Annotated in this window: 30 protein-coding genes; all 30 read left to right on the forward strand. The window is 50.6% G+C overall.

Going from position 1 to position 22,989, the window contains the following annotated elements:
* Window positions 1-28: 28 nt before the first annotated feature.
* The 30 genes from DW922_RS09515 (at window position 29) to DW922_RS09655 (ending at window position 22,925) form a co-directional block, all read left to right on the forward strand.
* Window positions 29-1,522 carry a S1 RNA-binding domain-containing protein gene (locus DW922_RS09515; RefSeq protein WP_118523199.1) on the forward strand — a complete coding sequence of 498 codons (1,494 nt, stop codon included), beginning with the start codon at window positions 29-31 and terminating at the stop codon, window positions 1,520-1,522.
* 269 nt (window positions 1,523-1,791) lie between these two features.
* Window positions 1,792-2,988, forward strand: coding sequence for an ATP-binding protein (locus tag DW922_RS09520; RefSeq protein ID WP_118523200.1), 1,197 nt, complete (start codon window positions 1,792-1,794; stop codon window positions 2,986-2,988).
* Window position 2,989: 1 nt separating this feature from the next.
* Window positions 2,990-3,637 (forward strand): RloB family protein, encoded by a 648-nt coding sequence (locus DW922_RS09525; protein ID WP_118560360.1) that lies wholly within the window; start codon window positions 2,990-2,992, stop codon window positions 3,635-3,637.
* Between the two features lie 123 nt (window positions 3,638-3,760).
* Window positions 3,761-4,252: a DUF4320 family protein gene (locus tag DW922_RS09530; protein ID WP_333491448.1), complete on the forward strand. Its 492-nt coding sequence runs from the start codon at window positions 3,761-3,763 to the stop codon at window positions 4,250-4,252.
* Window positions 4,253-4,260: 8 nt separating this feature from the next.
* Window positions 4,261-4,761, forward strand: coding sequence for a hypothetical protein (locus DW922_RS09535; protein ID WP_118523201.1), 501 nt, complete (start codon window positions 4,261-4,263; stop codon window positions 4,759-4,761).
* A 74-nt stretch (window positions 4,762-4,835) separates the two neighbouring features.
* Window positions 4,836-5,405, forward strand: a complete 570-nt coding sequence (locus DW922_RS09540) for a DUF6550 family protein (RefSeq protein ID WP_118523202.1) — start codon at window positions 4,836-4,838, stop codon at window positions 5,403-5,405.
* Between the two features lie 80 nt (window positions 5,406-5,485).
* A complete protein-coding gene (locus DW922_RS09545; RefSeq protein WP_118523203.1) occupies window positions 5,486-7,183 on the forward strand; it encodes a hypothetical protein in 1,698 nt (565 codons plus the stop codon).
* On the forward strand, window positions 7,155-7,661 hold the full coding sequence (locus DW922_RS09550; RefSeq protein WP_118523204.1) for a prepilin peptidase: 507 nt from the start codon (window positions 7,155-7,157) through the stop codon (window positions 7,659-7,661). Before DW922_RS09545 ends, DW922_RS09550 begins: the two co-directional genes overlap by 29 nt.
* A gap of 17 nt (window positions 7,662-7,678) precedes the next feature.
* Entirely contained in the window at window positions 7,679-8,518 is an 840-nt protein-coding gene (locus DW922_RS09555) for an RcpC/CpaB family pilus assembly protein (protein ID WP_118523205.1), read from the forward strand.
* A gap of 27 nt (window positions 8,519-8,545) precedes the next feature.
* Window positions 8,546-9,340: a hypothetical protein gene (locus DW922_RS09560; protein WP_003499635.1), complete on the forward strand. Its 795-nt coding sequence runs from the start codon at window positions 8,546-8,548 to the stop codon at window positions 9,338-9,340.
* Window positions 9,333-10,709, forward strand: coding sequence for a CpaF/VirB11 family protein (locus tag DW922_RS09565; protein WP_029465907.1), 1,377 nt, complete (start codon window positions 9,333-9,335; stop codon window positions 10,707-10,709). The genes DW922_RS09560 and DW922_RS09565 overlap by 8 nt, the downstream gene beginning before the upstream one ends.
* Window positions 10,710-11,642, forward strand: coding sequence for a hypothetical protein (locus DW922_RS09570; RefSeq protein WP_118523206.1), 933 nt, complete (start codon window positions 10,710-10,712; stop codon window positions 11,640-11,642).
* Window positions 11,639-12,517: a hypothetical protein gene (locus tag DW922_RS09575; protein ID WP_050624192.1), complete on the forward strand. Its 879-nt coding sequence runs from the start codon at window positions 11,639-11,641 to the stop codon at window positions 12,515-12,517. Before DW922_RS09570 ends, DW922_RS09575 begins: the two co-directional genes overlap by 4 nt.
* Before the next feature lie 185 nt (window positions 12,518-12,702).
* Entirely contained in the window at window positions 12,703-12,849 is a 147-nt protein-coding gene (locus DW922_RS17810; RefSeq protein WP_006873413.1) for a hypothetical protein, read from the forward strand.
* Window positions 12,850-12,909: 60 nt separating this feature from the next.
* Window positions 12,910-13,131 (forward strand): DUF6133 family protein, encoded by a 222-nt coding sequence (locus DW922_RS09580; protein WP_118552417.1) that lies wholly within the window; start codon window positions 12,910-12,912, stop codon window positions 13,129-13,131.
* Window positions 13,132-13,222: 91 nt separating this feature from the next.
* The gene (locus tag DW922_RS09585) at window positions 13,223-13,570 is read left to right on the forward strand and encodes a hypothetical protein (protein WP_118523207.1); all 348 of its coding nucleotides are present in this window, start codon (window positions 13,223-13,225) and stop codon (window positions 13,568-13,570) included.
* A gap of 41 nt (window positions 13,571-13,611) precedes the next feature.
* Window positions 13,612-14,034 carry a zinc-finger-containing protein gene (locus tag DW922_RS09590; protein WP_118523322.1) on the forward strand — a complete coding sequence of 141 codons (423 nt, stop codon included), beginning with the start codon at window positions 13,612-13,614 and terminating at the stop codon, window positions 14,032-14,034.
* 16 nt (window positions 14,035-14,050) lie between these two features.
* A complete protein-coding gene (locus DW922_RS09595; RefSeq protein WP_118502042.1) occupies window positions 14,051-14,632 on the forward strand; it encodes a sigma-70 family RNA polymerase sigma factor in 582 nt (193 codons plus the stop codon).
* A gap of 60 nt (window positions 14,633-14,692) precedes the next feature.
* Complete coding sequence (locus DW922_RS09600; RefSeq protein ID WP_117497652.1) at window positions 14,693-15,388, forward strand: hypothetical protein; 696 nt, start codon at window positions 14,693-14,695, stop codon at window positions 15,386-15,388.
* Window positions 15,389-15,390: 2 nt separating this feature from the next.
* Window positions 15,391-15,876, forward strand: a complete 486-nt coding sequence (locus DW922_RS09605) for a hypothetical protein (RefSeq protein ID WP_330663246.1) — start codon at window positions 15,391-15,393, stop codon at window positions 15,874-15,876.
* A 145-nt stretch (window positions 15,877-16,021) separates the two neighbouring features.
* Complete coding sequence (locus DW922_RS09610; protein WP_118523209.1) at window positions 16,022-16,630, forward strand: hypothetical protein; 609 nt, start codon at window positions 16,022-16,024, stop codon at window positions 16,628-16,630.
* A 293-nt stretch (window positions 16,631-16,923) separates the two neighbouring features.
* Window positions 16,924-17,325 (forward strand): single-stranded DNA-binding protein, encoded by a 402-nt coding sequence (locus DW922_RS09615; RefSeq protein ID WP_050624186.1) that lies wholly within the window; start codon window positions 16,924-16,926, stop codon window positions 17,323-17,325.
* Between the two features lie 116 nt (window positions 17,326-17,441).
* Complete coding sequence (locus DW922_RS09620; protein WP_118523210.1) at window positions 17,442-18,257, forward strand: hypothetical protein; 816 nt, start codon at window positions 17,442-17,444, stop codon at window positions 18,255-18,257.
* Between the two features lie 45 nt (window positions 18,258-18,302).
* Window positions 18,303-19,376, forward strand: coding sequence for a DUF932 domain-containing protein (locus tag DW922_RS09625; protein ID WP_118552411.1), 1,074 nt, complete (start codon window positions 18,303-18,305; stop codon window positions 19,374-19,376).
* A gap of 37 nt (window positions 19,377-19,413) precedes the next feature.
* On the forward strand, window positions 19,414-20,247 hold the full coding sequence (locus DW922_RS09630) for a hypothetical protein (RefSeq protein ID WP_050624184.1): 834 nt from the start codon (window positions 19,414-19,416) through the stop codon (window positions 20,245-20,247).
* Between the two features lie 99 nt (window positions 20,248-20,346).
* Entirely contained in the window at window positions 20,347-20,886 is a 540-nt protein-coding gene (locus DW922_RS09635) for a sigma-70 family RNA polymerase sigma factor (RefSeq protein WP_118523211.1), read from the forward strand.
* 63 nt (window positions 20,887-20,949) lie between these two features.
* Entirely contained in the window at window positions 20,950-21,195 is a 246-nt protein-coding gene (locus DW922_RS09640; RefSeq protein ID WP_117497642.1) for a hypothetical protein, read from the forward strand.
* Between the two features lie 104 nt (window positions 21,196-21,299).
* Window positions 21,300-21,983 carry a YkgJ family cysteine cluster protein gene (locus DW922_RS09645; RefSeq protein ID WP_243022920.1) on the forward strand — a complete coding sequence of 228 codons (684 nt, stop codon included), beginning with the start codon at window positions 21,300-21,302 and terminating at the stop codon, window positions 21,981-21,983.
* A 35-nt stretch (window positions 21,984-22,018) separates the two neighbouring features.
* Window positions 22,019-22,447 carry a DUF6809 family protein gene (locus DW922_RS09650; RefSeq protein WP_118523213.1) on the forward strand — a complete coding sequence of 143 codons (429 nt, stop codon included), beginning with the start codon at window positions 22,019-22,021 and terminating at the stop codon, window positions 22,445-22,447.
* Window positions 22,440-22,925 (forward strand): hypothetical protein, encoded by a 486-nt coding sequence (locus DW922_RS09655; RefSeq protein WP_118523214.1) that lies wholly within the window; start codon window positions 22,440-22,442, stop codon window positions 22,923-22,925. The genes DW922_RS09650 and DW922_RS09655 overlap by 8 nt, the downstream gene beginning before the upstream one ends.
* Window positions 22,926-22,989: the final 64 nt, after the last annotated feature.

Genomic DNA, 22,989 nt, shown 5'->3' on the forward strand with positions numbered 1-22,989 from the left:
CTATCAAATTCATAGGAGGTTTTAATCTATGGCAACCAAGAAAAAAGAACTTCTGGAACAGGACGCTCCTGTTACCGAAACCGTTATGTCGGAAGACGAAACTCTGCCGGCCGATACCGCTCAACCTGAATCCCTTCCTGCAGACGCTGGCGATGGTCTGGATTTGAACGAACTGCTGGGGCAGATGGATCAGCCCCAGGAGGACACATCTGCCGAAGATATGGCTGAGGATCCCCTTCCTGAACTTACCGAGGAGGAAATGTTCGGGGATACACCTGCTGAAACAGACGATCAAAGCGCTGCTCCCACTGATATGCCGGAAGACTCTGATGTGCAGCCGCCTGATGTTTACGAAGATAACGCCGACGCTGTGCAGGAACCCCCTGCACCTCCCAAGCCCAAGCGTACCAGCCGAAAGAAGAAAGAAGCTGCTGCTCCTGAAGAAACTTTTACAGAGGAAGTTCCTGCCGAAACAACAGAGTCGCCGGATACAGCCGAAACCATTTCTGTTGCGGAGGAACCTGCTGTGGAGCCTGACGTTCCTGCCGTGGAGGAAGCTGCCGCTCCTGCACCCACTCCTCCTCCCCGGCGTCAGCCCCGCCCCCAGCGCGGCGAGGCCCCCGTCCTTACCATCCGCAGCCGGGATGATGTTGAGACTGCCGAAGACCGTGATGATGTAATCTGGCATGAAATCCATAATGCCTACCGCACCCGCAAGATCATCACCGGCAAGCTGGGCGGCATTGAACAGCTGGACAACCGCAAGACGGTGGCAGTTGTGGATTACAAGGGGTTCCGTGTCATTATCCCTATCAAGGAAATGATGATCAATCTGGGTCGCAGCCCTTCCGGTCAGGAATACGCTGACCTTATGCTGCGCCAAAATAAGATCCTTGGCAACATGCTCGGTGCTGACATTGACTTCATCGTGCGTGGTATCGACTCCAAGACCCGCAGCGTAGTTGCCAGCCGCAAGGAGGCCATGCTGCGCAAACGCCAGATTTTCTATTTGGATACGGATGCTGCCGGTATGTACCGTGTCTATGAGGGGCGCATCGTCCAGGCGCGTGTGATTGCAGTGGCCGAAAAGGTTGTGCGCGTGGAAGTCTTCGGCGTTGAAACCTCCATCCTTGCCCGTGACCTTGCCTGGGACTGGATCGGTGACGCCCATGAGCGTTTTTCCGTAGGCGATGAGGTTCTGGTCCGTATTCTCAGTGTGCGGCGCAACAGTCTGGAGGACTTGGGCATCAAGGCTGACATCAAGAGTATTTCCGAGAACACCGACAGGGACAACCTGCAGAAGTGCCGTATCCAGGGCAAGTATGCCGGCCGTGTCACAGATGTCCACAAGGGCGTTGTCTATGTGCGCCTCTCCAATGGCGTCAATGCGGTAGCCCACTCCTGCTATGACTACCGGATGCCCGGCAAAAAGGACGATGTATCTTTTGCCGTCACCCGTCTGGATATGGAGCGGGGTGTGGCCGTAGGTATTATCACTCGGATCATCCGCCAAAACCTGTAAGCAAAAGAGCCTGGGGAGCAAAATAAACTGCTTCCCAGGCTGCCTTCTATCATTGGCTCGCCACTTTCTTTATATTAGATTTTTGACAGCCGCACATTACTTATGTGTAATTTAATGTGTGGTTGTCATTTTTGATTGACAACCACATATCCTCTCCACACGACTATCCTCTTAACCCCTCTATATAGATTTTTATTTTTCATTTGCGTTGATTTTTCACAAAAACGCGGATATAATATATTATAGCAAGGATTTAGGAGGTTGGTTTTATGCTGATTCAATTTAGTGTAGAGAACTTTCTCTCTATCAAAGATAATGTCGTGTTATCCCTGCTTGCCAGTAAGGATAACGAACATCCGGAGCACCTGATTGTGGACGGAAACAAAAAGCATTTGAAGTCTGCCGTGATTTACGGCGCCAATGCTTCCGGAAAGTCCAATGTCTTGAATGCGTTTTGGTTCATGGTAAATTATGTGCTGACTTCGCATAACCAGCAGCTCCACAAAACCATTGAGCGTTCGCCGTTCAAGTTTGACCGGGAAACACCCTCTCGCCCCAGCAGCTTTGAGGTCATCTTCACCACAAATGGCATCCGATATGCGTATGGCTTTTCTGTAACAGACAAAGCTGTTATCGAAGAATATCTGTATTACTATCCCAATGGCAGGCAGGCACTCATTTTTGAGCGAAAAGACACAAAAGATTTTCGCTTTACCGTTGATGTCGATGAACAAAACACTCTCAAGGATCGCACTTCGGCCAACAAGCTCTATCTGTCTGTCGCATCAAACTGGAGCTATTCCAAAGTGATTCCGGTTCTGGAATGGTTTGCTTCCTGCCAGATCATCACGAAAAATTCTGTTGCAGATGCCTACGGCCTTGAAGCAGAACAACTCAAAGATGATGATTACCGGCATGTGATCGCCTCTATGCTGCGTGTTGCAGATTTTGGCATACAGTCCCTTCAGATGCGTGATGCAGAACCCGCTCCTTCTCAGCACAATGATATCTTTACCAATATTGAGGCCATTCACACGGTACAGGATACAGAGGGAAATACTTCTTCCTACGCGCTGAACATGGCAGAGGAATCTGATGGCACCAACAGTTATTTCAAACTGATCGGTGTTGTAAAAAAGGTGCTAGATGAAGGAACCCTTCTTGTCGCTGACGAGATGGACGCTCATCTGCATCCTCTTCTGACAAAGCATCTGGTCTCGCTTTTTAACAGCGTGGAGTTCAATCCAAATGGAGCCCAGTTGATTTTCACATCACACAACACCAATCTTCTTGACCTGGATGTACTGAGGAGAGATCAGATTTGGTTTACCGAAAAAGACGAGCAAACAGCGGCTACCGATCTGTTCTCCCTTTACGATTTTTCCATCCGCAAGGATGCCAAGGTGGAGAAGGGCTATCTGATTGGCCGTTATGGTGCGATCCCCTTTATCAAGGGAGGGCTGTAAAATGGCACGTGGAAAAATTGAAAAGCGTGGACAGCGACGCAGAAAAATAAAGCCTGTCATTCTGATTGTAACGGAGGGTTCTCAAACTGAGCCTAAGTATTTTGAACACTACCGCAACCGTCAGACAAACATTGATATTCGTGTGGTCGGCAGCCGCACCAGCGGAGGTGAAACTGATTACCTCAGCCTGATCAGGAAAGCCGTGGAATATCAGAACAAAAATCAGATTTCCGTATCAGAGGGAGACTCTGTATGGGTAGTTGCAGATGGAGATGTGAACTACAACAACCCTGACCCCATCACTGCAAAGGACAGTCTGCTCTCCAAGGCAAGGAAAATGGCAGATGCGAAGGGGATTCAGATTGCACTCTCCAATCCCTGCTTTGAATTTTGGTATCTGTTGCATTTCCAGTACACCACCAAATTTTTCAAAGACTATCCCGCAGTGAAAAACGCATTGACCACTTATCTCCCTGATTATGAGAAAGCTGGCGATGTATATAACCAGTTAGCAGAGCATACAGCCATTGCGATTCAGAACGCCAAACGTGTAGAGCAATACCATCTTCAAAATGACAGCAGCAAACCGTTTGGAATTGCTGTCAATCCATTTACCGACATCTATCAGCTGGTGGAATCACTGCTGTAATGTTTCAAAGAAACATGGTTGGCACAAAATTGTCTCTACATTGGCACAGTCCTGCCCTTTCGCCGTAAATCCATATCTGTTATACTTGATACAGTCAAAACTTTGCATAGCAGCCGCTCCGGTTTGGAGCGGCTGTTTTCAATTTCAGTAAAGGTGGTGGTTTCTATTCTCTTTCAAAAAGCCCGGAAAATGCTGAACAACGAGCGGGGCGAGGCCAACTATTTCAGTACGGTGGTCTTTATCTTCATCGCTGTCCTGCTGCTGGCCTTCATTATCGACCTGTTCAGCATCATTTCCACCAAGCAGGAACTTGACCATGCCGCCGATCAGATGGTCAAACAAATCCAGCTTTCCGGCGGCGTCAACGGCGAGACCGATGAGCTGTTTGAATTTTTGAGTTCTCAGATCGAAGGAGCCGAAAATATTTCCTACTCCATTGACGCTACCTACACATCACCCAGGCCATCCGGTATGACAAATGCCATCCAGTTGGGCACCCCCTTCTTCATTACTATCGAGGGAGATGCCAAACTGGGCGGGTTCTGGAATTTTGACCTGGTAAACATCACAGTGGTTGCCCGTGGCAGCGGCGTCAGTGAGCACTACTGGAAGTGAGGTGACCTATGAAACGTATATTCCTGCGGCTGAAACAGCCGCTGCGAAACGAACGGGGCGAGATCACCTTTTTCGCCTGCTTTTTTGTGGTAGGTATCGTGATGCTGATTTCCTTCCTGCTCCTGTACGCTTCCATCCGGATCACCTGCATCAACATCCGCAACGGCGCTAAAATGGAGTTAAATAACCTCAGCGGCACGATTTATGCAGACACCTACCGCTCCCAGCGTGAAACCAACTTTGAAGAGTACCTAAATACCCTTTACTCCAGCAGTGACTATACCGACATGCTGGAGGCTACAGTGGCAGGCGGCCTGGACTCCAAGATTCCGCTTTCAACGGAGGATTACAAGGTTTCCAACATCAGTCTGGAGTTCAATGTAGAGGATGGACGGGTTGAGTACATCTTTTACTGTGATGTGGAGTTCTATGTGCAGATGTTCGGTCACAGTTATCCGGCTATCACCCAACGGGTGGAGCTGACAGGCTACCACAACACAAAATTCTAACAATACTGTTGAAAGCCCGGCACATTCTACCGTATAGGCTTTATATAACAGCAAAAAAGGAGTGTATGTAAAATATGAAGGAGTTTTTCCAATCCAAAGGCTTTATTGTTTCCTCGCTGGCTCTCCTCTGTGTCACTATTCTGGGTGTCTGCTGGTTCGTAAGCCGCGACCGTACCGGAGATTTTAGACCGGATGAATCCCCACCCAGCAGCGTCACCGGCGCTTGGTCAGATGGCGGCACACAGACAGATGGTGATAATGGAGCAGATGCTTATGCTCCCGGCCAGTCCACAGATGCCGAAGAAGAATATCCCAAAGTAACCTCCCAAACGGAGGATGAGGTTGTGATCGACTTCACCGATACTGAAAAGCTTGAAGAAACGCCTCCTCCGGTGCCGGAAGGTAAGACCGAAATCAAAGATCCTGGTCAGGAGCATACCGTCAATCCCGACCCGTCAGTTCCGGAGGTCACTGCCCCGCCCGCCGAGCAAGCGCCGCCCAGCAATGAGCCGGTTCCAGGCTCCAGCAACGGAAATGGAGCTGTATATGATCCGGTGTTTGGCTGGGTTGTTCCCGGCAATGTACAGCAGTCCACCGGTGACAGCGATGGAGATCTGAACAAACAGGTCGGCAATATGGGCTGATTTACTACAACTGAATATGGCACTACTTGGCCGTCACAGGATTGTGGCGGCCTTCCTATTTTCAAAAGGAATGGAGCGTGATGTATTTGAAACGACTTCTCGCCTTCCTATGCTGCTTTACCCTTGTTTTCTGTCTATTCCCCTCCTCTGCCTTTGCAACGGGCGGAAATGGAAACATAGATGGCGGCGGTGGCAGCATGGGTCACGGCACAAGCAGCAACTTCTGGAATTCAGGCAACGATGGCGTCCGTATTACTGTTGTTGACGCATCCAGCGGAACTGCCGTATCTTCTCCGCTGGACTTTTCAAACCGGACACAGAAGACCAATCTTCTCCATTTTGGGAAAGTCAACAAACTGCAATACCTGGGCGGCGCCGGTCTCTCCCTCCAGTCCGGCGTTGCCTATTCCTGCATTAGACCTACACAGTCTATGCCCACAATCGTCAGCAGTAAGGGGCAGAGCAACATCGAAGCCATCAAACGGTATTTCTGTTCTGAATATGCGTGCATGATGGTCGCTCAGGCAGCCGGAGTCGATTATGAGCGGATGATTGCCGGCGAGTACAAGCTGCTGATCGAGCCCATTGCCTATTTCACACACAACGGCCAGTACTACTGTATGACAGCTACTGAAGCCGGCCTGTATGATCAGATGTCCGGCGGCAATCTGCGGAAAACCATGACCTCGCTTACCCATAAAAATCTGCCGCTGTCAATGTTCCTGGAATTCAGCGACCTTGGCATCTCCGCCTGGACAGGCAGCACCACTGGAAAGCAGAACAATTCCGACATCATCAGCACCCTTGGCGTTGGTATCGTCTGGTTTGATGAAGCTCCGCCGGAAGGAGAAATTGAGGCCCCTGATGTCGAATACCGAGTAGATACGGATGTGATCACCGCCGTCACACTGCGGACAGATCAGGATCTGACGCCGGATAATCCGGCATCGGTTACCTTCCATATCCTCGGCATCACCTACCGGGTCAATGATATAGTGATCCCAGCCGGTGACAGTCAGGTAGTCTGGGTCAAATGGCATACCCCCTCCACCCCACAGACCGTGACCATTACAGTATCTGTCAGCGGCGCCTATACCGCTCAGGATACCTTTGTCGCAAAGATCGTGGATCTGAATGAGCACATTCCGCCTGACCCTGTGGCAACCGACACGAATCCCGGCTACTCTGTGCCGCCCCTCCCCAGTGAAACGCAGAAGCTCACTGCCAACTGGGGCGTCTGGAGCTGCTACTGGGTGCCTGTATGGGTATGGTGCGACCACGGTGAAGATGGCGGGCACTGGGTTGATGAAGGATATTGGGAATACGAATATACGGGCTACTCCGCTTCCATCAGCGGCGAGATGTCCCTAATGCCAGACGATATTGTACCCACAGCATCCGGCAAGACGATGAAAAGCGGGTACGGCGTTAAAACCGAAGTGCGGGCAACGCTGTCCACAGATGCCCCGACCAGCCACATTACTTATCCTCAAACCGCTTTTTCCGTATTTCCTGAGTTCCAGTATCAGACCTATCTGCGGCTTCTGCAGCGTTCCGGCGGCCAAAGTGCAAAATTCATCTTCAAGCCCAACGAGTTTTCTACCTATGACCGGACAGTGCATTTCACACCGCTGTGGTTCCCCGATGCCACCGACTACACCATCTATACACAGGTGTGGGATACCTGGACTCCTGACGGCATGTTATCCATCAACCTAAATGACTATGTTTCGATCCAAGGGAGCCTTTATGATGACTGGTATACCAATCGAGAATAACCTCTGGACAGCTTACCTGCTTACCATATTTTTTGTGGTGGCCGGCTTTGCTGTCTACGATGTGCTTTACAGACGGGTGCCTGACCGGGCACTCGTCTTTTTTATCCCCTTAGCTGCCTTGGCGCCGGTCCTGCAGGGGTATTTCCTGTTAAATCATGGGCTCCCGCCGCTCTTCCTCTGGCCGGTCGCTACCCATGCCCTGGTAGGCGCCCTGCTCGGCTTTTGTATTCCATTGGCAGCTGCACTGGCAACAAACGGCACTGGCCTGGGCGGCGGGGATATCAAGTTCTGCGGGATATTAGGGCTGGTCTATGGCCCTTCCGGCATGGCACTGGTCTTTCTGACTGCCGCTGTTACCGCAATGCCTGTGATCTTTCTTCTCAGGCGGCTTTATCGAACTGGGCAGCCCCTTGCTGTCCCGTTCCTGCCATTTCTCGCCTGTGGCTGCTGTACAGCGACCCTGGCCCAACTATTTTAAGATAGGAGACAACGCTTATGAAACTGAATAACCGATTCATCTTCGGTATCCTCTCTCTGCTGTTGGCGGCAGTTATCGCCTTCGTGGCACTTCCAACCATCGCCCGTCAGACCAATGGAAAAGAGGAAATCGTCCGTATCACCCAGCCGGTATTGAAAGGCGAGCAAATCTCGTCAGAAAATGCCGAGGTGGTTGAGGTAGGGGGCTATAACCTCCCCTCCAACATCGCCCATCAGCTCTCTGATGTAAATGGTCTTTACGCTACCGCCGACTTGGCTGTGGGTGACTATATCCTTACCAGCAAGATCAGCTCTGTACCGGTTTCGTCCGATGTGGCGCTCAACAGCATCCCTTCCGGTAAGGTTGCTATCTCGCTGACCGTTAAAACACTTGCTTCCGGCCTCTCTGACAAGCTTCAGCCCGGTGACATCATCCGTATTTACCACTTTCTTGATACGGCGGCCGAAGTACCGGAACTGCGTTTTGTCAAAGTATTGTCCGTCACAGACTCAGACGGCATCAATGTGGATAATGCCAAGGAGCCCACGGAGGATGAAGAAAAACAGCAGTCAGCCACCATCACTGTGCTGGCAAGCCCTGAACAGGCGAAGATCATTACCGGTCTTGAAAATGACGGCGTAGCTCATGTGGCTCTTATCTCCCGCAACAATGACAAACTGGCAGATGAGCTGCTTGCCGAGCAGGATAAGACTCTGCAGGAAATCTACTTCCCCGAAACTTTGATTGAGGAAGAAGCTGCAGATACGGAAAATTCTGACGCTGAAGGTGAACCCCAGGAAACGGTAAATGCAGAGACTGCACAATCCACCAATGAAACTGCACCCTCGGCAGAATAATCAAATCAAGGAAGGAGGATCTTCGTTATGGGTAAAGTTATCACCGTCTGGGGAAGCCCAGGCAGCGGCAAATCCATGTTCTGCTGTATTCTGGCCAAAGCCCTGACCCGGGACAAGCGGAAAGCCATCATTATCAATGCCGATATGAATGTCCCTATGCTGCCGGTCTGGCTGCCGGAGCAGATCATCCAGACCAATACCTCTATCGGCCAGGTTTTGAGCAGTGTGGAGATTGATACATCTCTGGTTGCCAGTCATGTGACAGTGCTGAAAAACTATCCCTTCATTGGGATGATGGGCTATGCGGCAGGAGAAAACCCGCTGAGCTACCCAGAGGTCAAATATACCATGGTACTGCAGCTCATTCATGCTGCCGCCAAACTGGTAGATTTCGTCATTCTGGACTGCAGCACCAGCATGACCAATGTGTTCACTCCCGCCGCCATTGAAGCCGGCGATGTGGTCATCCGTATCCTCACCCCGGACCTAAAGGGCATCAACTACCTGAAAGCCCATCAACCTCTGCTTGTGGACGAGCGCTTCCGGTTTTCTGAGCATATGACATTCGCCGGTCTGGCCCGTCCCTTCCACGCCTTGGATGAAATGGGCTATATCATTGGCGGGTTTGACGGCCTGCTTCCCTACAGTAAGGAGATCGACCGATGTGCTACCGAAGGCGGTATGTTCAAGGCTATCACCTACTGTAACCCCAAATACACTGCTTCACTGAACAAGGTACTGGAAATTCTGGAGCAAATGGAACTGGCCGAGCAGTCAGAGGATGATGCGGCGTATGAATGTGAGGAGGATGCCGATGAGTAATTTGAATGATATATTCTTCACACCGGCCGCCAATCAGGAGCTGACCTATGACCAGGTACTGGAGGATGTGCAGCGGTATTTTGCCGAAAACCATGCTTCCACCATTGCCGAAGCCGGGGAAGGCAATGCAGAGCGTGCCACAAGCCTGCTCAAAGAACTGATGGAACACTACATTGTCAAGCGAAAGTATGCCCTTGACGGGCTCTCTACAAAAGAACTGTGTTCCAAGCTCTATGAGGATATGGCCGGCTACTCCTTTTTGAAGAAATGGATCTATAAACCCGGTGTTGAGGAGGTCAACATCAATGCCTACAACGACATTGAAGTAATCGAATCCAGTGGGCGCAGCATCAAGATCCCTGATAAATTCAGTTCGCCCCAGCACGCCATCGATGTGATCCGCAGGATGCTCAACGCCTGCGGCATGGTCATTGATGACACCATGCCCAGCATTGTGGGATTTCTGGACAAGAACATCCGCATTTCGGTGGACAAAACTCCCATTGTGGATGCAGATGTAGGCGTCAATGCCTCCATCCGTATTGTCAACCAACAGACCGTCAGTGAAGAAAAACTGCTGAACTCCGGCAGTGCCACCGCTGAAATGCTTCACTTTCTGACTGCCTGTATCCGATATGGGGTGTCCGTCTGCATTGCTGGCTCCACCGGCTCCGGCAAAACCACGATCATGGCCTGGCTGCTGTCCAATGTGCCCAATAACCGGCGCCTTATTACCATTGAAGAAGGCAGCCGCGAATTTGATCTGGTCAAGCGGGATGCGCAGGGCAATATCCTTAATTCCGTAGTACATCTGCTGACCCGCCCCAGCGAGAACCCTGCGTTGAACATCAATCAGGATTTTCTTCTGGAGCGGGTGCTGCGTAAGCATCCGGATGTCATCGGTGTAGGTGAAATGCGGTCAGCGGCAGAAAGCCTGTCCGCAGCCGAAAGTTCCCGTACCGGCCATACTGTATGTACCACCATCCACTCCAACTCCTGCAACAGTACTTACCGCAGGATGATGACCCTTGCCAAACGCAAGTACAACATGGATGACTCCATCCTCATGCAGATCATGGTAGAGGCGTATCCCATCATCGTCTTTACCAAGCAGCTGGAGGACCGTTCCCGTAAGATCATGGAAATCATCGAGGGCGAGGACTACCAGGACGGGCGGTTGATCGCCCATTCCCTATACAAATATGAAGTGGAGGACAATGTAACTGATGACCGTGGTGAAACCCGTGTGGTGGGGCACCATAAAAAAATCGGCTTGATCTCCGATTCCTTAAAAAAAAGGCTGTTGGACAATGGCATTTCCAACAAGGAATTGGAAGAATTCATGCAGCCGCCAAAGGAGGTGGGTTAATTGCAATGGATCTATCTTATCTGTTTTATCCTGCTCAGTGCCGGGCTTTTGGCTCTGTTTGGTGTGAAGCCGGGTGATTTTATTGACGCCCTCTTCCGCTCCCAGCGAAAATCCGCCACCTTGTCGGATGAACTGAATGTTCTTCTGGGTACACCAGCCAAGGGCTTTTTTAATCAGGATTACGAACTGAAACAGATCTTGAAGGGCACTGGACGGGCGGACCGCTATGAAGCGGTAAAACGACTGTCCCTGATCCTGTTCGCTGTGGGGGCTGTACTTGCCCTTTTGATTGGGAATGTGTACATGGTGCCCATTCTGGGTATCGGTTTTTCTCTTATACCGATCTGGTATCTGCGCAGCACTGCCGCCAGCTATAAAAAGCACCTGAATGAAGAACTGGAAACCGCTATTTCCATCATCACGACTTCCTACCTGCGTACCGAGGATCTGATCCGTTCTGTCAAGGAAAACCTGCCCTATATCAATGAGCCGGTAAAAGCCAACTTTGAAGCCTTCGTTTATGAAGCGGAACTGATCAATGCCAACATCACCAGCGCTATCAACAGCCTGAAGATGAAGATTCCCAACCGGGTCTTCCATGAATGGTGCGGCACCCTCATCCAGTGCCAGTCCGACCGCAGTATGAAGAATACCCTTCCTACCATCAACCAGAAATTCTCCGATGTGCGTGTGGTGCAGTCGGAACTGGAGGCAATGATGCAAGGGCCGCGACGTGAAGCCATCACTATGATATTTCTGGTTATCGCCAATGTGCCGCTGCTCTATTTCTTGAATGAGGATTGGTTCCACACCCTTATCTTCACCACACCGGGCAAAATTGCACTGGCGATCTGCGCAGCCATCATCCTGTTTGCGCTGACCCAGATCATGAAACTGAGCAAGCCCATCGAATATGGAGGTGACAGCGTATGACCTTTCTGGCGCTCATCGCCATCATCTTCTTCGGTTTTGCCGTTTACAACCTGACCTGCGCCTTTGTGGACATCCCGACCAAGAAGACCTCACAAATGATGATGCTCTCCCGCAAACAGCAAGGCACCAAAAACGAAAAGCTGCTTGATGTCTATGTGACAAAAATCGCCGGTTGGATCGCCCCTTATTTGCGGCTGGACCGGCTCAAGCGCAATAAGGTGCAACGCGCTTTGGACATTGCAGGTCTGCAGCTTACCCCAGAGGTCTATACGGCCAGAGCCTGGGTAACTGCAGGGGCAGTTGGCCTGTGTGCCATCCCCATGGCATTTCTTATTCCACTGCTGGTGCCTATTTTGATTGGCCTTGCGGTGGCACTGTGGTTTTCAACCTACTATGCAGCCTTTGATTTTGTTAAAAAACGCCGCAAACTGATCGAGGGCGAGATTCCCCGATTTGCTTTGACCGTCGGACAAAGCCTTGAAAATGATAGGGATGTGCTTAAAATCCTGACTTCCTACCGCCGTGTGGCTGGGAAAGACTTCGGTGCCGAACTGGATCAGACCATTGCTGATATGAAGACCGGCAACTATGAAAATGCTCTCATTCGATTTGAAACCCGCATTGGCAGCCCCATGCTATCCGATGTGATCCGTGGCCTGATTGGTGTCCTGCGCGGTGATGACCAGCGGATGTACTTCAAAATGATTACCTTCGATATGCGTCAGATCGAGCAGAACAATCTGAAAAAGGAAGCTGCCAAGCGCCCCAAAAAGATTCAGCGCTACTCTATGATGATGCTGATTTGCATTATGATCATCTACCTGGTGGTGCTCTGTACCGAGGTTATGAGTTCGCTCGGGGCGTTCTTTGGCTAATCGGCATCCGCCATGGTACTTCCGGGCGTTTTCATACCTGCTCCTCATATGGAAGACAGATACACAGGGAGGTGAGCATTTGTACCCAAGCGATTTTCCATAGCGGTAGGCACATCATTTCTTTTCATCTGAACCGAGCCGAACTGTTTCATCAGCCCGGCTTCATTTTTTACAGGAGAATGCCTATGCCCAAAAAGAAATTTTATCCGCCGAATGATACCGGCACCAAAAAACGCCGCTTTCGTTGCTTGCTGTTCCAACGGCCTAAAGCATATCCGAACCGGCCCCGTTCCAACAAGAACAATCTGATCAAGCCTATCCGCCGCGCTTAACAGACGGTGGACTTGATATACCATCCACTCAATCATCAAACATATAACAGGAGGTTACCCATGAGAAAATTCACGACCCGTATCTATACCAAAGCCAACTATCTGCTCAACTGCGGCCGTATGGCATTGTCCAATCAGCGCGGCGATTTTTACATTTCGGACGCCGTCAAGATCATTATCGCCGTAGTTTTGGGTGCGCTGCTCCTGTCGGCTCTGACCCTCATCTTCAACGATACGGTCATCCCCCGCATCACTGAGGAGATTGAAAGTCTGTTCTCCTAAGCACCAAATCAGGGGCCAGTTTGCAGAACTTCTGCAGCTGGCCCCCTTTTTATTTTTAGAAATGCAAATGTACTGTAACGGAGGTGAAAGCATGAATCAAAAACCGTGTCAGTTCTATTCCTTTCTGCAGGCAGTCCGGGGTAACTGGCGTAACGCCCTGTTCATCCGCTGCAGCGGTTCACTTTGTCCAATGATCCGGCAGGCATCCTGTGAGGGGTTCCTGATGGCAACAGACGCAGGCTGTCAGCCGATCTTTCTGTCCGTCCAGACAGTGCGGAAGCTGAGTGGAGAAGCAGTAGACCCCGAAGAATGCTCTGCAATTCTGGAGTGCCGCTCGTTCCGGACTGCTTATACCAAGTTTCTGGAATGGCATACCTCTTCGGACCATGTATGTCCATTTTTACAGCTATGCCCAGACCGGGATAACTACTTCGGATGATTCTGCCTGTTAAGACGCAATGCCGCCGTCATCGGCGCGTAATGGAGGTGATTTTATTGAAACAAAAGCAAATCAAATGTCCGTACTGTCATGCGCACGCTTCTCTTCGACCTGCAAGCCTTGTGTATGGATCTACCCCGCAAACCAGAGGGAAGTACCTGTATGTCTGCGACAGATGGCCGGCCTGCAATGCCTATGTCAGTGCTCATGAGCGCACACTGCTCCCAATGGGGACACTGGCGAATGGCGATCTGCGCCACAAACGCATTTTGGCCCATCGTGCCCTAAAAAAACTGCAGCAGGACTGCCATATGGAAAAATGGGAGGTCTATATCTGGCTGCAAGCCAAGCTGGGGCTGGATGCGCGCCAGACTCACATCGGCCAGTTTTCCGAATATATGTGTGAGCAAGTCATTTCCCTCTGTCAGCAGGCTCCGGCGTACACATCCGGGCGTGCTGCCTGAACGGAGGTGAAGCCTGATGAAGCAAAACTTTAAGCTTACCAAAGACCAGCAGACTCTGGTAGAAAAAAACTTGTCCATCGTTCACTGGGTCATTGTCAACAACATCCATGTAAATCCCGGCATCTGTGGTTTGGAGTATGGAGATCTGTTTCAGGAAGGGTGCCTGTGGCTCTGCAAGGCCGCCTTTACCTACCATGCCGGACAGGCACAGTTTTCAACCTACGCCAAAAAGGTTGTGAAAAATGGACTCCTCTCCTACTGCCGCAAAATATGTAGTCAGGGACGGCACATCAGTCGGCTAATCATCGGAGAACAGGGCGAACTGGCTGCAGATGGAGAACAGATAGACCAGCCCGACGACCATTTTGACTCCCACCTTTCTCGTCTGGAGACCCTTGATCTGCTGGAAGCCAGCAAACAGAACTATCAGGGCGTTGCCAGACTCGGCATCGAAGCGCTAGCACTGAAGGTTCAGGGAATGCGCATTACAGACATCGCCGCCCTCTATCAAGTCCCTCCTTCCCATGTGGGTGCCTGGATTTCCCGCTCACTGGAAAAACTTCGCAACGACCCTGACTTTTTGACCTGCCTGCTTTGATTTGTTGAAAATCAGCATCAATAACAGTAAGGGATATGTATAAAAAGGAGGTATCGAAATATGGCAATCAAAACCCTATACACTGCGGTCGGCCGGTTTGAACGAAGGACAAACGGCTGCAACCGCAGTTGTCCAATCATCCTGTTAGGCGGTCAGGAATACATGGTCGATATGCAGGAAATGGTGATTTGGAGCATGCTCAACTGGAGAATCCTGCGCTGGGATGACATCGCACAAGAATACGAAAAGCTAGCCACCGCATCCGGTTACTGTACCGAGCGTTCTTGGGAAGACTGTACAAACCGACTGCTTACCCGCGGTCTTCTGGTATCCGGCAGCGGTGAAACAGAATACGATGCTCTGTATGACCTGCTTGGTTCGCTCAGCATTATCCCAACCAGCGGACCGTTCTTCCTCCGGCTCGCCTCTTTTGTCAAGCTGACGCTGCTGGCACATGTTCCGGTATCCGCTGCGCGGAAACTGTTCCAGAAAGATAAACGCACCAAATACGAAGCTCTGGTCATGCGCCTTGCCGGACAAGCCCTGCTCTCCACTGCAGAGATCATCAAGTGCATAGATAAAAATATTTCCCGCCTCCCCAATGAATGTGCGCTTTTGGATTCCCTCTACGGAGATGAAACGACCACCAGTGACAACATTGCAAGCATGGTCAAAATCAGCCAGAGCAGCAAGCCGGTAACATTAGCCGTTGCCAATCTTTATCTGCGGCAGCAGATTATCTTTGAGAGGGTATGAGCATGATGAAACAATGGACTCTTTTTCCCACTGTATTGCAGCGAAAGTTTCTGCTCACTCTGCTGGCCGGAATCGCCAGTGCGGGAATCAGCGTCATCATCTGCGTGGCGACTAAAGATCATATCCTGCTGGCATTGGGGATTGTCGTACTCTGCGCCTGTCTTATATCCTGTAGAGGAATCTGGGCGACTGCAGCACATAAGAACTACGAGGTAGTGGAAGGCATCTGCGCCGGTATCAGTACACCTATGCTCCGCCGCTACCGCAAAGTACATCTGATAGACAGCCATGGCATAGAGATCACACTGCTTCTCAGTAAATCGGCCCTGCTTAAAATAGGCGAGCCCTACCGATTTTACTTTCAGAAAGGGTCACGGCCTGTCGTTGGAAATGACTATCTGGACGCAGCACTTTCAACGAACAGCTTTTTGGGCTATGAAGCAATCAGCGAGCCGGAGGAGCATCCCGATCCGTCCTCTGAATCCTAAAAATGCGAGGTGGTTTTGAGCCACCTCGCTTTCTTAAAGGGCATTTTGCAAATCACAATGACCAACGCCTGATTTCCTTATATTTTGCAGAATACATTCCTTCTGTCCCTATTTATTGGGTAGATCAAGGAAAGGAGGGTTTCCTATGTATAAACCCCATACCATTGAACAATATAAAGTCTATCGCTTTCTGGAGGAAAACTTTGCGCTGGAGCATTTCCTGCTCGCCCCTTTGTCACGCTTCGGACTGATACTGGAGGACAAAACCGGTGAGAAAATCGCGTTTGCCTTTCTCAATAACTGTGTGCAGGAAATACCCGTACCGGCTCCAGCTGCTCCGGAAACAGTAACCGCTTTTCTAAAACAATTCCGCAGCCTTACGCCCCGCCCAGTCATCCATGACTTTGAAGCGCTGACCCGCTGGTGGCTGAACAATCCCAACCCGCTTACCTACCAGCAGGCACTTGGTATGTCCGATATTCTTTACCGCCATTTTCTGTCCCATCCTTTGATCAGTGAAGATGAGACCCTTCGGCTGGCACGCAAAGGACTCGTTACCGAATCGGAATATAATGACCTGCAGCTATGGTATTTCAACGGCCATACAATGTCCTGCTGGTTTGGTCCTCTGGGAGTAGATGGTACCGGCAGCCTGTACGGTCTGATCTTTGACTATCAAACGGCATCCCCAACAAAGACTCAGTTCTACCTATTGGATGACTACTACCGTGTTATGAACCATCTTACAGAGTAAAACCTTTTCAACTACTACATATCGTACTTGTCACTGGCTACAAATCTATATATAGCGTTTTACATCTTGACAGGCACAAGATGCAGTGCTATACTGTATCTGTAATTGATTTTTGTGCGTATCCCATTTGGGAATACAGGTCTTTTTGATCTGTACCGTAGGCCAAAAGCCTGCATTGCACACGCTGTTAAGTTTGTATGCAAGTGTCAGTGATTTTTTGCGCCCTTTTAGGGCCGAAAAACTACTGGCACTTTTTTATATAGATAATAATGCCAATGGCAGAAAGGAGTGTTATGGCACAGATTTTTGTGTTCGGGCGCGTCATGAACGACCTTGTACCCAAAGAAAGCCAGTCCAAACAAAGCTATGTATGCTTTGATCTGATGGAACGCACCAAAAACTGGACGCAGTTCTATCAGGTATGGGCCTGGGATGCAGATGTCACCCGGCTCATGCAATTCAAGGTCAAAAAAGGCAGTATGATCTGGCTTGCCGGCTCACAGCGGCTGGTAGATGTTCGCATGAAGGACGGTAAATTGGAAAAGAAGCTGAAGGTCAGTCTAAATGACTTTGGTTTCCTCCCCAAACAGCCCGCCGCAGCGAACAGACAGGAGAATGACCCGGACATTACTGCGGAACCCGCACCGCCTCTCACAGAGGTATTGGACGGCGACCGTGAATCCCTGCCGGAGTAGTTTACTTCGGCGCCCAAGAGGGACCGTATCAAGTTTTTCAGAATGAAACTGAAAGCTTGGTGCGGTCCCTCTTTTTTTGTTCTCCAACAAATTCAGAAAAAAGGATGGTATCAAACATGAATAATGACAGAGGACTTTTGAGCGGTAGCATCACGATCCTGATTGGTGCAGTCATCGCAATTATGGCTCTGGTACGCGGGCCCTGGCAGGTTTGGCTGCTTCTGGGCGTTTTCACTCTCTGGGGACTGTGGGTAGTTTTGATCCTGCTGCTCCCCTATATGCAGCAGGCTAAACGGCGTCGCCAGCGTCAGCAGCGCACCAGACAGCTCCATGCAGAAGGCATCCAGACAAGAAGTTTTGAGATCCCTGATCTGGGTAGCACCAGCTCCGATGACCTGCTGGTTCGCCACACCAACCATCGTATTCTGGCATATCTGCGCTCTGCTTATCCGAAAGCCACCTTCGAGTGGTGTGAAAAGCAGCCGGAGCAGCTGATCCGCAATGGCGGTACCGGCCGCATCCGTGTGTTTGGCATTGACGAGTTTGATCACGCTGATGTGACACTGGATCAGAACGCCAATATCAAATGCGATATGGTCAAGATCATTCCGCTATCCAAGGTCGGCGGAGAAACAAACGAGGATGATGCAACACCTCCGAACAGGCAGCCTGTTGATCCCCGTATCTGGTATGAAACGCAGGGACGCTCTGTACTGGAAGCACTGATCTCCGACCTTAATTCCCGTGGACACAGCAAACTGACGCTTCGGGAAGACGGTGATATCTGCATTGAGCAGGGCGAAGATGCTGTTTCTCAGGAGCATCTGAACAACTTTCCCCAGAAGGTCTACTGGCCCCGTCTGACAGAGGTACTGGAAAGCAATGGTCTGGCGGCTGAAGTCACTGCCCAGGGTATTCAGGTATCCTGGTAATGCTTCTGCTGACAAAGAACACAGAGAAAGGAGTGAACTTGACGAATGAAATCAGGACTTACCATCGTGGAAATGGCACAGCAGATTGAACGCCAATCCAAACTCAAGCAAGACTATTTGCTTGATACCAGGCGACTTCAAGTAGAACCTTTTGGTTCTCAACTTTATCTCCACACCTTTGATGACCACGATGACCCACTGGTGGAGCCATTGGAGATCAACCAGATTGCCCATCGGCAGATCGGCACACATCTGAAGATTCCGGCTGCTTACTATGACCGTATGCTTTCCGATTATCCGGAACTGCTGGCAGAGAATGTGAATTCCTGGTTCCAGCGGGAACCGACCCAGCGTATGGTCCGCACCCTGGATGGCACTGTACGGGCGTTTTTGAGCAACCGCTATCGCCGCATTGACAACCTGGACATTGCAGAAATCGTCCTTCCTGTCATTCAGCAAATGGAGGACGCCTATTTTGAAAGCTGCCAGATCACGGACAGCCGTATGTACATCAAAGTAGTCAACAAGCGGCTTGAAGCCGAAGTTGTACCCGGTGACATTGTGCAGTCCGGCGTTATCATCAGCAATAGTGAGGTTGGACTGGGTTCCGTCAACATCCAGCCTTTGGTCTATCGGCTGGTATGCAGTAACGGCATGGTCGTCAACGATGCCCAGACTCGCCGCACTCACATCGGCCGGGTCAATGAGGCAGATGAAAACTTCCAACTGTTCTCACAGGAGACATTGGCCGCTGATGACCACGCATTTGCCATGAAGATCAAAGATACCGTGATGGCCGCCGTGGATGAAACGCGGTTTACACGGGTAGTTGGCATGATGCGTGAAGCCACAACCGTTCAGATGAATACCACTGATATTCCCGGCGTTGTCCGTCTGGCAAGCAAGGATTTCAATATCACCGAGGAAGAAAGCACCGGCGTTCTGCAGCGTCTGATTGAAGGCAAGGATCTGACCCTCTATGGGCTATCCAATGCCGTAACACGCTTTAGTCAGGATGTGGACAGCTATGACCGCGCCACTGCCCTGGAGGGGATTGGATACAATATCCTGTCCATGCCCCGGCAGCAGTGGAACCGTATCAATCAGATGGTCGCCTGACCATCTGCAACCATCACATTTTTAAGGAGGAACCACTATGTATAATCAGAACAGCGATTTGATGAAACAGGAAAAATTCATGCTCCCCACTATGATCGAAGGCGATTTCAGCGCCGAGGAACTGGCTGAGGACGCCGATGGTCTGCAGATGAGCTTTCAGCGTGTCAAGATTCCCGCCGGCGGCACACTCCAATTTGAGATGCCGTCCGATGATCCGGACAATCCCGACTATGAAAAGACTCTGGTAGGCGTCATTCTGCATAACCACGCCACCTGCGCCTACTGGCCGGCTGGCAGCGAATATGACGACGATACCACGCCGCTTTGTTCTTCTGTGGATGGCAAGGTTGGCATCGGCACTCCCGGAGGCGCCTGTGCTGCCTGCGTGATGAACCGCTTTGGTTCTGCACCTGATGGCAGCAAGGGAAAAGCCTGTAAAAATATGCGTGTGCTCTACCTGCTTCGCAGTGGTGAGTACATGCCTCTGCAGGTAAATCTGCCTCCTACCAGCATCAAGCCCTTCAAGGAATTTCTGAACCGGGCCTTCATGCTCCGCCGCCGCGCCACTTACGGCAGTATCGTGCAGATTGGTCTCAAGCGTGAGAACAACGGCACCAATGACTACAGTGTTGCTACCTTCAAACTGCTGCAGGATTTCCAGGGCGAGGAGCTGGCTCAAATCCGGGCTTACGCCAATAGCTTTAAGGAGCAAATCAAACTCCTGCTCCAGCAGCGTGCCGAGATCACTGAGGAGCAGCGCGACACCGGCTGCGATTATGTAATCGAGCCTGGCGCCATGACCAACGAGCCGGCAGACGGTCACTATACTGTCAGCCAGATCAATGGTGACTGCGAGCAGCTGCCCGCATAAGTATCTTGATGTGACCTGCACCACATGACACATGAACAAAGGGATACCTTCGGTTTAACACACCGGAGGTATCCCTCTTTTTTTAAGGAGGAAAACACAATGTTATGTGAAGTACCATTAACCAAAGAACAACAGGCATTTGCCACTGATCATCACGGACTGGTCTACAAGTTCCTGAATGAAAACCATCTGCCGGAAGATGAATTTTATGATGTAATCATTTTTGGCTATCTCCGAGCAGTGTACCGCTATTTCAACGAGCCAAAGCTTCAGAAATATTCCTTCGCCACAATTGGCTGGAAATCAATGCAGGGAGCTTTATCTAATTACAATCGATACCAAAGTCGCCGCAAGCGCAATATGGAGGTTCTCAGTATTCACGTCGGATTATATCCCGATGGTGCGCCTCTAGAAGATACCATTCCTGCCCATGACCCAATCATGCAGCAGTTGGAAATGGATCTTCTGCTCCACGAGCTGGCCGGCAGAGTCTCCAAGCAGCAAATGGATATTGTTCATCTGAAACAGGGCGGCTATGGTCTCCGTGAGATTGCCCGCACCCAGAAGGTTCCCATGCGGCGCATTAAAGAGTTGCTGGCTGAAGTCCACGATGTGCTGCTGGATATTTGCTATGGATGAACCCATTACAGATAAGAAATACCCTTACATCCACATTTTCAAAAAGATTGGAGGTCAAACCGAATGAAGAAAGAAAAGAAACAGATCGTTTTGAATGGCTCTCTGCTGCGTCCGCTGTCTGTTGGGCGTGGTGCGCTTCTGCACGCCGGAGGAAACATCTACCATACTTCGCGTGTGGTGACGATTCTGGAGGAGTCGGAGGATTGCGTCCGTTTTGAAACGCAGAACTCCCACTACCATCTGTCCATGTCCCCTTTTCCGCTGGCGGCTGTCAGTCCGCTCCCTGTGAGATTGGCCGCATGTGCGTGAAGGGACTGTAAATGGTTTGGAACAGCCGGCTCCCGCTGACTATTCCACAAGTTCTGGCCGTGGCGGATACCATTCCGTCACGGCTCTTTTTATGGAGGAACAAAATGAATGAAGAAATCATGAATGAGATCCAACCAGTCCGCCCCAAAGACCAGTTTCCCTTTTCCTGCCGTCAATGCGGGGCATGCTGCCGCAATATTGAAGGCTGTGTAATGGTGGAAAGTCTGGATGCCTACCGTCTGGCTCGCTATCTCCGAACAAAAGGTGAGCTCATCGAAGGAATAGAGGATTTCCTGTTCCGCTACTGCGATCCGGAACCTCTGACCGAAGAAGGCTTCCCTATCTATATGCTCAAGACAAAAGCCCCAAACGGCTCCTGTATCTTCCTTATGGATGGGCGCTGTTCCGTCTACCCTGCCCGTACCCGTACCTGCCGTATCTATCCTCTTACCGTAGGTCCAGGGGAGCGTGGCCGTGATTTTGAATACTGCCTGTGTCTGGACCGGCACCGGAGCCACTTTACCGGCAGCCGGGTATCCGTCAAGGACTGGTTGTATCAGAATTTTAAGAGGGAAGACAAAGAATATGTAAAGCGGGAATATGAGATTGCCACCGAACTGGGCAAACTGATGCGCGCCATTGACCCTGCCATGCGGCAAGGCATTGTATTCAAGGTACTCTACTACCGCTATTACAATTTTGATTTAGACCAGCCTTTTCAGCCTCAGTATGAGCAGAATAACCGACACCTGTTAGCAGACCTGCACCGGATTGCCGGGGAACAGTAAAAGGCAAATGGCTTTTAGAAAGGGGGCCTTATTTTATGAATTTACACGAAACAGCAATGGGGCAAAGATTTTTTAATGTTCAGCTCCCCGCACTGATTAACACACTCAAAGACATTGCGGCGGCGCTTTCCCGCCCTGCACCATCTGCTATATCCTTTCCGGCAGACCCACGCTTTCTCACTTCGCTCTATTACGGCGAATATGAAGCAGATGTGTTCAAGCCCGATAAACGCCTCACACCTTTTAACCAGACAGTACAACAGAAAGAAAAAGCTCTGCTTCCGCTGCTCTCCAGCGAGGCGTCCATCGCTTTTGAACAGTATCAGACTGCGGTACAATGCCGCAATTCTGCTGTATTGGAGCAGGCATACGCCTCTGGTTACCGTACCGCTGTGCAGATGTTTGCGGCAGGCTTAGGCCCACAGCCGCCAATACCGGAACATGAGGAGGATAGCAATGGATGAGAACAGACTGCCCGAACTGCCCCAGGAATCTTTTCGGCCAATGATCGCACAATCAGTCCAACTGGAACAGTTTTTGGGGGAAGAACTGATTTTTTGCTTTCGGGATCTTGATGGCGTCCATACCTTTACTACCTGCCATGGCGATATCTACAAAACAGTCAATGCACTGCGGGACTATGTCCGGCTTTTGGAATCGGTGTGCGATCAGTGGGAGCTGACTGGATTCCATCGTGCTACCTATGAGTACCATGCCGAAAAGCTTCGTAAAATTGCGGATAAGCTGCAAGCTGGTATCGGCTACGACTATGACAAAGCCGTGGAAAGATGCAAAAAGAAACGAGCCAAAAAGTCCCACAGCAGCGATGTCGGGGAAGATGCCCTTCTGCTGACAGTACAGGCTGCCAACAAGTCCGCTGACAATAAAAAGGAGGCTGCGCCTTATGAGGAAGATACCCCTTGGGAACCTGAACTCGAATAACCCTATAAAAACATCTGTTAAAAAGTATCATGCAAGCGTTGCCCGGCAATCTTCCAGAGAACGG

Origin of the sequence: Clostridium sp. AM42-4, from assembly GCF_003480105.1 — a bacterium.
Taxonomy (GTDB): domain Bacteria; phylum Bacillota; class Clostridia; order Lachnospirales; family Lachnospiraceae; genus Brotaphodocola.

Bases quoted from the DNA above. Each gene is read 5' to 3' on its own strand.
- DW922_RS09645 (WP_243022920.1), top strand. From the start codon at position 21,300: ATGAATGAAGAAATCATGAATGAGATCCAACCAGTCCGCCCCAAAGAC.
- DW922_RS09555 (WP_118523205.1), top strand. From the start codon at position 7,679: ATGAAACTGAATAACCGATTCATCTTCGGTATCCTCTCTCTGCTGTTG.
- DW922_RS09625 (WP_118552411.1), top strand. From the start codon at position 18,303: ATGAAATCAGGACTTACCATCGTGGAAATGGCACAGCAGATTGAACGC.
- DW922_RS17810 (WP_006873413.1), top strand. From the start codon at position 12,703: ATGCCCAAAAAGAAATTTTATCCGCCGAATGATACCGGCACCAAAAAA.
- DW922_RS09630 (WP_050624184.1), top strand. From the start codon at position 19,414: ATGTATAATCAGAACAGCGATTTGATGAAACAGGAAAAATTCATGCTC.
- DW922_RS09560 (WP_003499635.1), top strand. From the start codon at position 8,546: ATGGGTAAAGTTATCACCGTCTGGGGAAGCCCAGGCAGCGGCAAATCC.
- DW922_RS09590 (WP_118523322.1), top strand. From the start codon at position 13,612: ATGGAGGTGATTTTATTGAAACAAAAGCAAATCAAATGTCCGTACTGT.
- DW922_RS09640 (WP_117497642.1), top strand. From the start codon at position 20,950: ATGAAGAAAGAAAAGAAACAGATCGTTTTGAATGGCTCTCTGCTGCGT.
- DW922_RS09515 (WP_118523199.1), top strand. From the start codon at position 29: ATGGCAACCAAGAAAAAAGAACTTCTGGAACAGGACGCTCCTGTTACC.
- DW922_RS09545 (WP_118523203.1), top strand. From the start codon at position 5,486: ATGTATTTGAAACGACTTCTCGCCTTCCTATGCTGCTTTACCCTTGTT.
- DW922_RS09635 (WP_118523211.1), top strand. From the start codon at position 20,347: ATGTTATGTGAAGTACCATTAACCAAAGAACAACAGGCATTTGCCACT.
- DW922_RS09540 (WP_118523202.1), top strand. From the start codon at position 4,836: ATGAAGGAGTTTTTCCAATCCAAAGGCTTTATTGTTTCCTCGCTGGCT.
- DW922_RS09535 (WP_118523201.1), top strand. From the start codon at position 4,261: ATGAAACGTATATTCCTGCGGCTGAAACAGCCGCTGCGAAACGAACGG.
- DW922_RS09585 (WP_118523207.1), top strand. From the start codon at position 13,223: ATGAATCAAAAACCGTGTCAGTTCTATTCCTTTCTGCAGGCAGTCCGG.
- DW922_RS09565 (WP_029465907.1), top strand. From the start codon at position 9,333: ATGAGTAATTTGAATGATATATTCTTCACACCGGCCGCCAATCAGGAG.
- DW922_RS09650 (WP_118523213.1), top strand. From the start codon at position 22,019: ATGAATTTACACGAAACAGCAATGGGGCAAAGATTTTTTAATGTTCAG.
- DW922_RS09575 (WP_050624192.1), top strand. From the start codon at position 11,639: ATGACCTTTCTGGCGCTCATCGCCATCATCTTCTTCGGTTTTGCCGTT.
- DW922_RS09520 (WP_118523200.1), top strand. From the start codon at position 1,792: ATGCTGATTCAATTTAGTGTAGAGAACTTTCTCTCTATCAAAGATAAT.
- DW922_RS09550 (WP_118523204.1), top strand. From the start codon at position 7,155: ATGATGACTGGTATACCAATCGAGAATAACCTCTGGACAGCTTACCTG.
- DW922_RS09620 (WP_118523210.1), top strand. From the start codon at position 17,442: ATGAATAATGACAGAGGACTTTTGAGCGGTAGCATCACGATCCTGATT.
- DW922_RS09595 (WP_118502042.1), top strand. From the start codon at position 14,051: ATGAAGCAAAACTTTAAGCTTACCAAAGACCAGCAGACTCTGGTAGAA.
- DW922_RS09525 (WP_118560360.1), top strand. From the start codon at position 2,990: ATGGCACGTGGAAAAATTGAAAAGCGTGGACAGCGACGCAGAAAAATA.
- DW922_RS09615 (WP_050624186.1), top strand. From the start codon at position 16,924: ATGGCACAGATTTTTGTGTTCGGGCGCGTCATGAACGACCTTGTACCC.
- DW922_RS09610 (WP_118523209.1), top strand. From the start codon at position 16,022: ATGTATAAACCCCATACCATTGAACAATATAAAGTCTATCGCTTTCTG.
- DW922_RS09655 (WP_118523214.1), top strand. From the start codon at position 22,440: ATGGATGAGAACAGACTGCCCGAACTGCCCCAGGAATCTTTTCGGCCA.
- DW922_RS09600 (WP_117497652.1), top strand. From the start codon at position 14,693: ATGGCAATCAAAACCCTATACACTGCGGTCGGCCGGTTTGAACGAAGG.
- DW922_RS09605 (WP_330663246.1), top strand. From the start codon at position 15,391: ATGATGAAACAATGGACTCTTTTTCCCACTGTATTGCAGCGAAAGTTT.
- DW922_RS09580 (WP_118552417.1), top strand. From the start codon at position 12,910: ATGAGAAAATTCACGACCCGTATCTATACCAAAGCCAACTATCTGCTC.